Origin of the sequence: Thiocystis violacea (assembly GCF_016583575.1) — a bacterium.
In the GTDB taxonomy this organism is placed as follows: Bacteria; Pseudomonadota; Gammaproteobacteria; order Chromatiales; family Chromatiaceae; genus Thiocystis; species Thiocystis violacea.
In genome coordinates this window covers 1-12,106 of sequence record NZ_NRRG01000009.1, presented here as the reverse complement: position 1 = coordinate 12,106, position 12,106 = coordinate 1, and the positions used below count along the sequence as shown (strand labels likewise).

Genomic DNA, 12,106 nt, shown 5'->3' with positions numbered 1-12,106 from the left:
AACTCGGCGGTCCATCCAGTCAAACCCGCCTGTTCGCCTGGATCGCCGAGCCTATCCGACGGAGCAATGCAGTGAACTACGAAACCGACGAGGAAAAGGTCGAAGCCATCAAGAAATGGTGGAAGGACAATGGCCTATCCGTCATCGCCGGTGCCGCGATCGGTATCGGCGCCATCTTTGGCTGGCGTCTCTGGGTCGGCCACCAGGAGAGCACGGCCAGCGAGGCTTCCATCGCCTTCGAGCAGCTGCTCCTCGACGCCGCCGGCAATCAACCCGACGCGGTCGCCAGTCAAGCCGGGATGCTACAGGACGAATTCGGCTCGACGCCTTATCCGGCCCTGGGATCACTGGTCGCCGCCAAGACCCTCTACATGGCGGGTAAGCCGGTCGAGGCGATGGCCTCCCTCCAGACGGTCATCGACAAGGCGCCGGATCCGGCCCTGGCCCGCATCGCCGCGCTGCGTCTGGCACGCATCCAGGTCTCGGAAAACCAGTTGGACGAGGCCGAAAAGACCCTCAAGGCACACGACACCAGCCCCGCCTTCGCCGGCGAGTTCGCCGCCGTGCGCGGAGATATCGCGGTCGCGCGTGGTGACCTGGCGGCGGCCCGCGCAGCCTACCAGCAGGCGATCGAGCAAGGCAGCAGTCTGTCGCAACTGCTCCGTCTCAAGATCGACAATCTACCCGCCGCCGGTTAGGCGTCACGGAAACCGCCATGATGGGACTCCAACTCAGATCGCTGCCCGCGCGTCTCGGCCTGATGCTGCTGGCCACGCAACTCGCCGGCTGCGGCAGCATCCCCTGGTTTGGCAAGGAAAAGGATCCGACGCCGCCCTCGGAGTTGCCCGCGATCTCTCAGGAGGCCGCCCTGAGCACCCTCTGGTCACAGCGACCCACGCGCGGCACCGAAGGGCGTCGTCTCTATCTGGTGCCGGCCATCGCGGCCGGTCAGCTCTATGTCGCGGACGCGCGGGGCCGGCTGGTCGCCCTGGCGGCCGATTCCGGGCGTGTCCTCTGGCAGCGGGAGACGAGCCTCGCCTTCAGTGGCGGCCCCGATGTCCTGGGCGACCGACTGGTGCTGGGCACCAGTCAGGGCGAGCTGGTGGCCTTCTCGACCAGGGATGGGCAGGAACTCTGGCGCGCCCAACTGGGGAGCGAGGTGCTGTCCGTCCCGCGCCTGACCGCCGACGGGAAGGTCATGGTGCATACCCTGGACGACAGTCTCCATGGCCTGGAGGCGGCGACCGGCAAGGTACTCTGGCGGGTCGCCTATCCGCCACCCGTGCTGACGCTGCGTGGAAGCAGCACGCCGACGCTGGCCGAGAGCGGGGTCGTCGTCGGCCTGTCGGGCGGCAAGCTGGTCAAGGTCGATCCCAACGATGGCACGGCCATCTGGGAGGTCGTTGTCACGCGCCCCAGTGGGCGGTCCGAACTGGCGCGCATCGCCGACATCGACGCGGATCCGGTCCTGATTGGCGATACCCTCTATGTGGGTTCCTACAATGGCGACCTGGCCGCCGTGGACCTGGCCAGCGGCGAGGTTCGGTGGCGTCGCGAGCTTTCGGCCCATGCCGGGATCGCGGCCGACGAGAGCGGCCTGTTCGTGACCGATTCCGAGGACATTCTGTGGGCCGCCAATGCCACCGACGGAGCGGGTCGCTGGAAGCAGGAGCAACTGCGCTATCGTCGACTCACGGCACCCGCGCTGATCGGCAACCGGATTCTGGTCGGCGACCTCGAAGGCTATCTCCACCTGCTCGACAAATCCGACGGCCGGCTCATCGGGCGCGCGCGTGTTGCCAAGAGTGGCATCACCGCGCGTCCACTGGTGGTGGGCGCTCGCCTCTACGTTCACGCGGAGGATGGAACGCTGGCGGCCTTGACGCTTGGCGCGACGACACCGGCCACGACCGCCCGTCCGGACTCCAGGAACCGCAGGGAAGCGACAACCGCCGTGTCAGACGAGCCGGCATCCGCGTCAACGAATCCGGAAACGCCACGCTAATCGCATGTTGCCCGTCATCACCCTGATCGGTCGTCCCAATGTCGGCAAGTCCACCCTCTTCAACCGTCTCACCCGCACCCGCGACGCCCTGGTCGCGGACTTTCCGGGACTGACCCGCGATCGGCAGTACGGCATCGGGCGCATCGGACTCGGTCCCTACATCATCGTCGACACCGGCGGCATCGGCACCGCCCCCGAGGGCGTGGAGGCGCTGATGGAGCGCCAGGTCCAGCGCGCCATCGAGGAGGCCGATCACCTGCTCTTCATGGTGGATGCCAGGGACGGCTGCTCCCCCGAGGATATCGAGATCGCCCAGAAGCTGCGTCGGCTGGGCAAGCCCATGACGCTGGTCGTCAATAAGAGCGACACCGCCGATCCGTCGCTGGCGGTCGCCGATTTCCACCGGCTTGGGCTGGGCGCTCCCTGGGCCGTCTCCTCGACCCAGGGGCTTGGTGTGCGCTCGCTCATCGATCAGGTCTTCGAGCAACTGCCGGAGAGCGACGAGGGCGCCGAGTCCGCCGAGGATCAGCCGGGGGTCAAGGTCGCCGTGGTCGGGCGTCCGAACGCCGGTAAATCGACCCTCATCAACCGCCTGCTCGGCGAGGACCGGCTGGTCACCTTCGATCTTCCAGGCACCACCCGCGACAGCATCTTCATCCCCTTCGAGCAGCTCGGCCGGCACTACACGCTGATCGACACGGCCGGTCTGCGGCGCCGCTCGCGGGTCCATGACGTCATCGAGAAGTTCAGTGTCATCAAGACCCTGCAAGCGATCGAGGCGGCCAACGTCATCATCCTGGTGATCGACGCCCACGAGGGCATCGGCGAGCAGGATGCCACGCTCGCCGGGCATATCATCGACAGCGGGCGGGCGCTGGTGATCGCGATCAATAAGTGGGATGGATTGGATCCGGAGGAACGCGAGCGGATCAAGGAGCAATTCTCGCGCAAACTCGCCTTCCTCGACTTCGCCAAGCGGCATCTGGTCTCCGCCCTGCACGGCAGCGGCGTCGGGCTGCTGCTGGACGAGGTGGACAAGGCTTATGCCAACGCCACCCGCAACCTCTCGACCCCCGAGCTGACCCGTCTGCTCGAAGCGGCGGTGACGGAGCATCAGCCGCCGCTGGTCAGGGGGCGGCGCATCAAACTCCGCTATGCCCACCAGGGTGGACGCAATCCGCCCATCATCGTTATCCACGGCAACCAGACCGAGGATGTGCCCGAGTCCTATCGTCGCTATTTGATCAACCGCTTCCGCAAGGCGCTCGATCTGCTCGGTACTCCGCTGCGACTGGAATTCAAGAGCGGCTCGAATCCCTACGAGGGCAAGCGTAACCAACTCACGGCCAGGCAAATCGGTAAGAAGCTCCGGCTCAAGCGCTTCACTCAGCGCAAGGGCTGAGCGGCGGGGACGATGGGGGCTGGTTGTCGCGGGCGACCACGACCGCTGACAAGGGTCGTGGTCGCGTTCGAAGGCCGGATCTCAGAAGGTCTTGACGATCTCCAGTCCGATCAGATGCGCGTCCATGGAGTAATCGCCATTGAGCGCGGTCGTTCCATTGAGGTCGCCACCGCTGTAGCGGGTTTGGGCGCTGTAGCCGCGCTCCTCTCCCTGGACATACATGCAGGCCACCTCTAGCGACAGACCCTGACCCAGGGATTGGGCGAGACCCAGGCTGAAGAGATGGCGGTCGCTGTCCGGCACCCTGGCGCTGAAATGATCGTCGCCCTGTCCGGTTTCGTCATAGGTATAACCAAAACGCAGTTGCGTCTCCGCGCTCACCTGGTAGGTCGTGCCCAAACGGTAGGCATTTGAATCATCCCAGTCGTTCTGATCGCTGAAGATCAGCGCGCCCGTGCGCTTCCCGGTGATCTTCAGGTCATTGAACTCGCTCCAGCCGGTTCGGCTGATATCGAATTCAACCGCCAACTGGTCGTTGAAGGCATAGCGCGCGCCCAGTTGCAGACGCCAGGGCAGATCCACGTCCAATTCGGCCGATTGTGCCCGGGCAAGCCGTCCGATGGTGACGAGGGTCTGGCTCTTGGGCGTGAAATCGCCATCGAGGCCGAGGGTCGCGGACGAGCGAAAGGAGGCGCCGAGGCTCCAGGGGCCCTGTCTGAAAAGCGCGCCGAGATTGAAGCCGAGTCCCTGGCCGTCGCCGTTGAGCGCGCCGAGGGTCGAGTTGAGCTGCGCGGTCTTGGCCCAATAGAGGTCGAGTCCGGCGGACAGGCTCAGATCGGGATTCACCCGATAGGTGGCGGTCGGGCTGAAGGCCAGGATTTCGAGCTTGCTGGATGTCGGATGGCCGAGTGGTACGTTCGGATCCAGCGGGGAGGGGACGGCGATGGTTCGGGTGCCGCTCACGGCCGGAAAGGTGCCGTCCTCCCAGCGTGTCTCAAGCCCGAATGGCGTCGTGACGCCGAAGCCGAGCCGCCATTGGTCGTTGAGCTTGAGGGCGGCCTGGATCATGGGAATGGTCAGCCAGTCCGCCCCCTGGCTGTCGTGACTGCCTGTCGCGGTATCCACGCTGAACGTGGGGCTGATGAAATAGGTGCCGATGGCGATACTAGAGGCCTCGTGGAACCCCATGGCCGCCGGGTTGTAGGCGAAGGCACCGGTTTCATCTGGATTGGCGACCATCGCGTTGGAGGTTCCAATACCGGCCGCCGAAGACTCCGGCAGCATGAAGCCGGATGCGATGGCTGTATCCTGGAAGCCACAGGCGCCGGCGGCGGCGAGGGCCAGCGCCAGGGCGCGGGTGATTCTGTTGTTGAGCATGAGTCGTTTCCTCGGGGTGATTCCATAGCCGTGTCCTCGCTCGGCCACGCGGGGCTTCCGCATTCCCTTTGATTGCCGATGGCCCGCGTTTCACGCGCGCCATTCCCTGTGTCGGGCTTGTTTCGGCCGCCACGAACTCTATGCGATGAATGCCTGGGAATCCATACTTTGTCGCGGTTATTGGCCATGTATGTGAAAAGTCACATCCCGATGGATTGGCTCGTTTTGTCAGCCGAGCTTGACCCTGTTGGATGAAAAGAGCGCACCGGATGGGCCGAGGTGATCGCGGATGGCCGGAGAAATAAGCGCGCGGACTCACGTATTTGGGCCGAGGTTCGCGGTCACACATTTTGCTTGCATTTCTGGTCGATTCGCGTAAGGTGCATCGATGATTCAGCGCCATCCGGTCGGCGCGCCCCGTCTTTCGGTTGATTTCCCTCCAAGGCTCACCCGTCGCGACTCATCCCACATTGCCTAGACCGGCCCAGTACATTCCTGGGTAGGCCGACCCAGGAGTTTGTATGTCTTTTGATAAGCTCGGCCTTTCGGCCGAACTGTTGCGCGCCGTTGTCGCGCAGGGCTATACCCAGCCTACCCCGATCCAGTCGCAAGCCATTCCCGCCATCCTGGCGCGCCGCGATATCCTCGCCGCCGCCCAGACCGGCACCGGCAAGACCGCCGCCTTCACCCTTCCGATGCTGCATCTGCTGAGTCAGTCGACCGCTCGCCGTCAGGCGCCGCGCGCCTTGGTGTTGACGCCGACGCGCGAGCTGGCCGCCCAGGTAGGGGAGAGCGTGAGCACCTACGGACAGAACCTGCCGCTACGCGCGATGCAGATCTTCGGCGGTGTCGGCATGGCACCGCAGACCACCCAGCTTCGACGCGGCGTGGATATCGTCGTCGCCACGCCGGGACGGCTGCTCGATCACGTCGGCCAGGGCAATATCGATCTCTCCACGATCGAGTTCCTGGTTCTGGACGAGGCCGATCGGATGCTGGACATGGGTTTCATCCATGATATTCGCCGGGTCATCAAGCTGCTGCCGCGCCGTCGCCAGAATCTGCTGTTCTCGGCTACCTATTCACGCGAGATCGAGCAACTGGCCATCGGCCTGCTCCAGGATCCGCAACGCATCGAGGTGGCGCGTCGCAACACCGCCGCCGAGAACGTAACGCAACTGGCGCACCCGGTCGCTCGGGACAGCAAACGCGCGCTGCTTTCGCACCTGATACTCAAGGGCGACTGGCAGCAGGTGCTGGTTTTCACCCGCACCAAGCACGGCGCCAACCGTTTGGCCGAACAACTCGGACGTGACGGCATTACCTCGGCGGCGATCCATGGCAACAAGAGCCAGGGCGCGCGCACCCGCGCGCTGTCGGATTTCAAGCTCGGCACCGTGCGCGTGCTGGTGGCGACCGATATCGCTGCCCGCGGGCTCGACATCGACCGCTTACCGCACGTCGTGAATTTCGAGTTGCCGAATGTGCCAGAGGATTATGTGCATCGCATCGGACGCACCGGTCGCGCCGGTTCCGATGGCACGGCGGTGTCCTTGATCAGCCCTGACGAGCGCGGCTTGCTGGCCGGTATCGAGCGTGTGCTCGGCCGACGTATCGAAAGCCGGCGGGTCGATGGGTTCGAGGATCTCGGTGCCAACTCCGAAAACATCGGTGCGACACCCTCGGATCCGCGCCGCTCGGATTCCGCGCCGCCGCGCAAGCATCACACGCGCCCGCGCTCGGACGCCCGCGAACCAGCCGGGCGCGATCACGCTCCGCACCCGCATGGGCGCGGACGCAAGACCGGAAACGGTGGCTCTCGACCCCGCGCCACGGTTTGATCGCGGCGCGTCACTTCCAGCTTCGCGGAGCGGCCCAGACCGCTCCACAAGCCCTCGAACCGGCAAGCGCATCGGCCGGGTATAGAGATCCTTTTTTCGATGCGCGGTTCCTACGAGACTGAGACAGATGAATATTTATGTTGGCAACTTGGCCTATGGCGTGACCCAGGATGATCTGCGCGAGGCCTTCGGTGCCTACGGCCAGGTCGAGAGCGCGAACCTCATCACCGATAAGTTCACCGGTGATTCCAAGGGTTTCGCCTTTGTCGAGATGCCGAACAACTCCGAAGCCGACGCCGCCATCAAGGCTCTGAACGAAACCCCGCTCAAGGGCCGTCCGATGCGCGTCAACCAGGCTAAGCCGCGCTCCGACCGTCCGTCCCGCGGCAGCGCTCAGCGCTGGTAAGCCCTTTCGGGGCCTCGAAGCCGCGTCGACCGGGTGGTTCCGCCGCCCGGTCGACGCGGCTTTTTTCGTTTTTGGACAGGGTCGGGGTTCGCGAGTCCCGCGCTTGGGTGTTCGTTCTATTTCCTTGAGCCTTCGCCCGCCGACTGAGTCCTGACCAGCCTCGTTGTGAAGACGTCCGAAGAGCGCAAGGAGCGAAAGGCCCCTGACCTTGGCTCAGAACCGCTCCCCGGACGGCGACCGCAATGGCGGACGTCCGACGCGGCGCCGTAGCCAGTTGAAGGCCCCCATCACCCTCCGGCTGTTGGCGAGACGGCGTTCCAGTGCGAATTTTCCCGGAAAGTCACTGAGCACCAGTCCGACCAGGATCGTCAGGAGTCCCTGGCCAGGGAGAACGAGCATGATGGTTCCGGCCAGAACGAGCAGCCAGCCCAGCAGGTTCTTGAGGAGGCGCAGTCCGTAGTAGACGAGCGGGTGGAAGCGCCGAAGGCGCGCGTCATGCCGTTTGGCATCGACGAAATAATCCTCCGGCATGGCCGCCACCAGCAGCGGCAGGATGAGGATGGAGCCGAGGAAGGTCAAAACGGAGAGTATCGCCAACCCCAGGGTCAGCGCCTGATTGGATTCGATCCAGCTCAGAACGGCGCCGAGCATGGCGCTAGGCCGGGGGCTGGCGTCCGGCCCGCCTGGCGTGGTACGGGACGGCGCGTCACGCCCGTTCTCCGGCGTGCAACTCGGCGGCCTGGAGCGTGTTCTCCAGCAGGCTGGCGATGGTCATGGGGCCGACGCCGCCCGGGACCGGTGTGATCCAGGACGCCCGCGCGGCGCAGGCGGCGAAATCCACGTCTCCGACCAGCTTCCCGTCGGCGTCGCGATTGATGCCGACATCGATCACCAGGGCGCCTTCCTTGACCCAGTCACCCTGGACGAAGTTCGGTCGGCCGACGGCCGCGACCAGAATGTCCGCGCCTCGCGCCTTGTCGGCGAGATCTTTCGTGCGGCTGTGACAAATGGTGACGGTGCAGCGGGCCGCGAGCAGTTCCAGCGCCATGGGTCGCCCGACGATGTTGGACTGGCCGATGATCACGGCGTCCAGCCCATCCAGCCGCTGGCCCGTGCGCGCCAGCATCGTCATGACCCCCTTGGGGGTGCAGGGACGCAGCAGGGGCATCCGCAGAACCAGTCGGCCGACGTTGTAGGGATGAAAGCCGTCGACGTCCTTGGTCGGGAGAATGTGCTCCGTCACGGCGGCTTCGTCCATGTGCTCGGGCAGCGGGAGCTGGACCAGGATGCCATCGATCCCAGGGTCGGCATTGAGTCGATCGATCAGGTCCATCAGCTCGGGTTGACTCGCGGTCGCCGGCAGCTCATGCAACTCGGAGTGGAAGCCGACCTCGGCGCAGGCCTTGCGTTTGTTCCTGACATAGACCTGCGAGGCCGGGTTGTGGCCAACCAGCACCACGGCCAGTCCTGGCGGCTGGCCGCGAGCGGCCAGCCGGTCGGCGGCCCGGTGCTTGATATCTTCGCGAATGTCGGCGGCGATGGCTTTGCCATCCAGCAGGGCTGCGCTCATGGGATTCCTGGGTCAAAGCAATGAACCCGCATGATAGCGATTCGCGGCATGGGATGAAAATATCCGCTGGGCTTTCGCGTAATGGGGGCGCGGATCATCGATCCTGAATCGACCGCTTGAGGCGAACCCGCACAGGTGGCGCCTCGGGTGCGTTCCGGTTCGCCGAGGCCGATCGTCGCGGCGGTTGACTCCGCGTGCCCTGGTGCGTATGATGCGCGCTCTTCGGTTCCGGGATGCGCGATCACTCCGGATGCGACTCCGAAGCCGGGGTATAGCGCAGTCTGGTAGCGCGCCTGCTTTGGGAGCAGGATGTCGGGGGTTCGAATCCCTCTACCCCGACCATACGCCGCCCAGTCCGCGCCTTTTTTAAGATGCGGTATGCGCGAAACGAAACTGCACCCGATCAAAGCGCCCGTAGCTCAGTTGGATAGAGCAACGGCCTTCTAAGCCGTGGGTCGCAGGTTCGAGTCCTGCCGGGCGCGCCATCCGCGCGTTGGAAACCCGCTCGCCAGGTAAGGCTTGGGTTGAGGTATGATGCAAGAGCAGGGACGACGCGAACAGTTTTATGGTGGACGTAGCTCAGTTGGTAGAGCGCAGGATTGTGATTCCTGTGGTCGTGGGTTCGAGCCCCATCGTCCACCCCAAATTCGAAAGCCTTCAGGTCGTTCGACAGGCGACTTAAAGCGCACTCAAATAGAGACGGGTCGTTAGCTCAGTTGGTAGAGCAGTGGACTCTTAATCCATCGGTCGTAGGTTCGAATCCTACACGACCCACCAATATAAAGAAGTTAAAACAAGCGGTTACAGCGATGTAACCGCTTTTTTTATGCCCGATGGTTGGGCTTTCCGGTCCATTTCTGGTCCAGCCTAATCCATTAGAGTTGTACCGAGCGTTAAGTAATTGAAAATAAAAGTGTCATTCTCGCAGATTGAGGTGTCAAAATGGTTTTATGCCAGTTTTCTCCAAAATCGAGCATCCGACATCGCTGAAAATCAAGCAGATTACTGATTTTCATAACAAAAGCATCCGGAACAACTCTATTGGTCGCTGGGTTGGATTGGGCGATCGCCCCGTTCCGGAACGCGCTAAAATCCCCTTTTGGTTCCAGCGATAAGCTGTGTGTCGTCATCGATCTGTCCACCTGCTGTTGAACAGATCGGCTCGTTCGTCTTATGGAAGGCCCTAACCCCCATGCTTACCGGTGACATCCGCAACCAGGTCGATCAAATTTGGAATGCTTTCTGGTCTGGCGGGGTATCGAATCCGTTGTCGGTGATCGAGCAGATCACCTACCTGCTGTTCATCAAGCGCCTGGACGATCTGCATACCCTGGAAGAGAGTAAAGCTGAAACGCTCGGTCTCCCCATGGCGCGGCGGATTTTCCCCAAGGGAGGGGATGACAAGGGTTGTCTCTACGAGGACATGCGCTGGTCGCGGTTCAAGCATTTCGAGCCGCGCGAGATGATGGCGGTGGTCGATGAGCATGTCTTTCCCTTCTTGCGCAATCTGGGCACGGAAGGGTCCAGCTATGGCCGTCACATGCGCGATGCCCGCCTGGGCTTCAGCAATCCCGCCTTGTTGGCCAAGGTGGTCGAGATGGTCGACAAGATGCCGATGGAGGATCGGGACACCAAGGGCGATCTTTACGAATACATGCTCGGCAAGATCGCTTCTGCCGGTCAGAACGGCCAGTTCCGCACGCCCCGTCACATTATCCAGCTCATGGTCGAGCTGGTGGCTCCCACCCCTGATGATGTGCTCTGTGACCCTGCTGCCGGTACCTGTGGCTTTCTGGTCGCCGCTGGTGAATATCTGCGCGAGCAACATCCAGCCCTATTCCGCAACGAGCAGCAGCGTCGACATTTCCATGAGGGGCTGTTCCACGGGTACGACTTCGACCCGACGATGCTGCGCATCGGTGCCATGAACATGACCTTGCACGGGGTCGAAAACGCGAATATCACCTACCGTGACAGTCTCGCCCAAGACCACACCGCCGATGCCGGTACCTATTCGCTGGTGCTGGCGAATCCGCCCTTTGCCGGTTCGCTCGATTATGAATCGACCGCGAAGGATCTTCAGAAGATCGTCAAAACCAAAAAGACCGAACTGCTTTTCCTCGCCCTCTTTCTGCGCCTGTTGAAAACCGGTGGCCGGGCAGCGGTCATCGTGCCCGATGGCGTGCTCTTCGGTTCATCCAAGGCGCATCAGGCGCTGCGGCGCATGCTGGTTGAGGATCACAAGCTCGATGCCATCGTCAAGCTGCCGTCGGGCGTGTTCCGGCCTTATGCCGGGGTCTCCACCGCGATCCTGTTCTTCACCAAAACCGGTGTCGGTGGAACCGATCAGGTCTGGTTCTATGATCTTCAAGCTGACGGTTACTCGCTCGACGATAAGCGGACCAATCTGTTACCGCCGGACAAGCTCGGGCCGATTCCACGCGAGACCCTGAGTGCAGAAGAGCATGCCAAGAATAACCTGCCCGATGTGCTGGCGCGCTGGCAGGCGCGCGAGGGTACTGAGCGCGAGCGTCCGCGTACCGCACAGAGTTTCTGTGTGTCGAAGGCTGAGATTGCCGAGACCGGCAGTTATGACCTGTCGCTCAACCGCTATAAGGAAGTCGAGTATGAGCAGGTTGAGCATGACGCACCTGCCGATATCATTCGCGAGTTGCGAGAAATTGAGAAAGAAATTTCACAGGGATTGACGCTACTGGAGGAGATGTTGGGATGAGACTCAAATCCGTAGAGCTGATCTCTTTGTTTGATTTTATGCGTAATGGAATGAACATCAAGCAGGATAAGAGTGGTGATGGAATTCCCATAACGCGCATAGAAACAATCTCCGCCGGAGAAGTGGATCCTTTAAGAGTTGGTTATGCTGGGATAAAAGCTAGTGAAGCTGAAAAATGGTTCCTTGAGCCAGGCGATATTTTGTTTAGCCATATAAATAGCGTTGAGCATATAGGCAAGTGTGCTCTTTACAATGGCGCACCAAGTCCGTTGATCCACGGAATGAATCTGCTAAATCTGCGCCCGAAAAAGAATGCGCTCGATCCTAGTTACGGAAAATGGTTATTTAGAAGTTCGACATTTCGGGAAAAATTGATGCCTTTTGTGAATAAGGCCGTCAATCAGGCAAGTGTTTCTATCGGTAATCTAAGTTCTATAGAGGTTAAAGTCCCACCCCCCGAAGAACAAAAGCGTATTGCGGCGATCCTCGATCAAGCAGACAATCTGCGCTGTCTACGTCAGCGTGCCATGAATCGTCTTAATAGTCTAGGGCAGGCGGTTTTTTATGAGATGTTTGGTGATCCAAAATCATACAAGAAAGATCGACTAGAACTTCTTCCTGAATCCGTGATCTGAATGACGCGGCAACGTCCTCTTGGCAAATAGCGATGCCGGAATTCATTTCAGCGACGCGAATAGCGCCCGGGCGGGGACGAATCGGTCCACGGAAGGGCGGTTGGGCGAGAAGCTGCGGGCGACAGACAAAAGGATA

11 protein-coding genes and 4 tRNA genes are annotated in these 12,106 nt (G+C 61.9%); 11 read left to right on the top strand and 4 right to left on the bottom strand.

Annotated features, from left to right (window positions below):
• Window positions 1-71 precede the first annotated feature (71 nt).
• The 3 genes from CKO27_RS06460 to der are packed head-to-tail and all read left to right on the top strand — an operon-like array spanning window position 72 to window position 3,407.
• A complete protein-coding gene (locus tag CKO27_RS06460; RefSeq protein ID WP_200374055.1) occupies window positions 72-698 on the top strand; it encodes a tetratricopeptide repeat protein in 627 nt (208 codons plus the stop codon).
• Between the two features lie 17 nt (window positions 699-715).
• Window positions 716-2,005: an outer membrane protein assembly factor BamB gene (bamB, locus tag CKO27_RS06455; protein ID WP_338115915.1), complete on the top strand. Its 1,290-nt coding sequence runs from the start codon at window positions 716-718 to the stop codon at window positions 2,003-2,005.
• Window positions 2,006-2,009: 4 nt separating this feature from the next.
• Window positions 2,010-3,407 (top strand): ribosome biogenesis GTPase Der, encoded by a 1,398-nt coding sequence (gene der / locus CKO27_RS06450; protein ID WP_200374054.1) that lies wholly within the window; start codon window positions 2,010-2,012, stop codon window positions 3,405-3,407.
• Between the two features lie 81 nt (window positions 3,408-3,488).
• Here the strand turns inward: der and CKO27_RS06445 are convergent, their stop codons facing one another.
• Window positions 3,489-4,784: an OmpP1/FadL family transporter gene (locus CKO27_RS06445; protein WP_200374053.1), complete on the bottom strand. Its 1,296-nt coding sequence runs from the start codon at window positions 4,782-4,784 to the stop codon at window positions 3,489-3,491.
• Between the two features lie 521 nt (window positions 4,785-5,305).
• On the opposite strand from CKO27_RS06445, the gene CKO27_RS06440 reads away from it, so the two are divergent.
• Together CKO27_RS06440 and CKO27_RS06435 are read left to right on the top strand one after the other, a co-directional pair.
• Complete coding sequence (locus CKO27_RS06440; RefSeq protein WP_200374052.1) at window positions 5,306-6,625, top strand: DEAD/DEAH box helicase; 1,320 nt, start codon at window positions 5,306-5,308, stop codon at window positions 6,623-6,625.
• A gap of 127 nt (window positions 6,626-6,752) precedes the next feature.
• Complete coding sequence (locus CKO27_RS06435; RefSeq protein ID WP_200374051.1) at window positions 6,753-7,031, top strand: RNA recognition motif domain-containing protein; 279 nt, start codon at window positions 6,753-6,755, stop codon at window positions 7,029-7,031.
• Between the two features lie 213 nt (window positions 7,032-7,244).
• Here the strand turns inward: CKO27_RS06435 and CKO27_RS06430 are convergent, their stop codons facing one another.
• Entirely contained in the window at window positions 7,245-7,682 is a 438-nt protein-coding gene (locus CKO27_RS06430; protein WP_200374050.1) for a PGPGW domain-containing protein, read from the bottom strand.
• Window positions 7,683-7,737: 55 nt separating this feature from the next.
• Entirely contained in the window at window positions 7,738-8,601 is an 864-nt protein-coding gene (folD, locus tag CKO27_RS06425; protein WP_200374049.1) for a bifunctional methylenetetrahydrofolate dehydrogenase/methenyltetrahydrofolate cyclohydrolase FolD, read from the bottom strand.
• Between the two features lie 265 nt (window positions 8,602-8,866).
• Here folD and CKO27_RS06420 point away from each other — a divergent pair.
• From CKO27_RS06420 to CKO27_RS06405, 4 genes are all read left to right on the top strand, one after another.
• Window positions 8,867-8,943 (top strand) — tRNA-Pro (locus CKO27_RS06420).
• A gap of 66 nt (window positions 8,944-9,009) precedes the next feature.
• Window positions 9,010-9,086, top strand: a tRNA-Arg gene (locus CKO27_RS06415).
• 83 nt (window positions 9,087-9,169) lie between these two features.
• Window positions 9,170-9,245 (top strand) — tRNA-His (locus CKO27_RS06410).
• Window positions 9,246-9,302: 57 nt separating this feature from the next.
• Window positions 9,303-9,378: transfer RNA gene (locus tag CKO27_RS06405), tRNA-Lys, on the top strand.
• 116 nt (window positions 9,379-9,494) lie between these two features.
• Here CKO27_RS06405 and CKO27_RS06400 read toward each other — a convergent pair.
• A complete protein-coding gene (locus tag CKO27_RS06400; RefSeq protein WP_200374048.1) occupies window positions 9,495-9,731 on the bottom strand; it encodes a hypothetical protein in 237 nt (78 codons plus the stop codon).
• 62 nt (window positions 9,732-9,793) lie between these two features.
• Between CKO27_RS06400 and CKO27_RS06395 the strand changes: the two genes are divergently transcribed.
• Both CKO27_RS06395 and CKO27_RS06390 read left to right on the top strand, forming a co-directional pair.
• Window positions 9,794-11,335: a type I restriction-modification system subunit M gene (locus tag CKO27_RS06395; RefSeq protein ID WP_200374047.1), complete on the top strand. Its 1,542-nt coding sequence runs from the start codon at window positions 9,794-9,796 to the stop codon at window positions 11,333-11,335.
• Window positions 11,332-11,970, top strand: a complete 639-nt coding sequence (locus tag CKO27_RS06390; protein WP_200374046.1) for a restriction endonuclease subunit S — start codon at window positions 11,332-11,334, stop codon at window positions 11,968-11,970. The genes CKO27_RS06395 and CKO27_RS06390 overlap by 4 nt, the downstream gene beginning before the upstream one ends.
• Window positions 11,971-12,106: the final 136 nt, after the last annotated feature.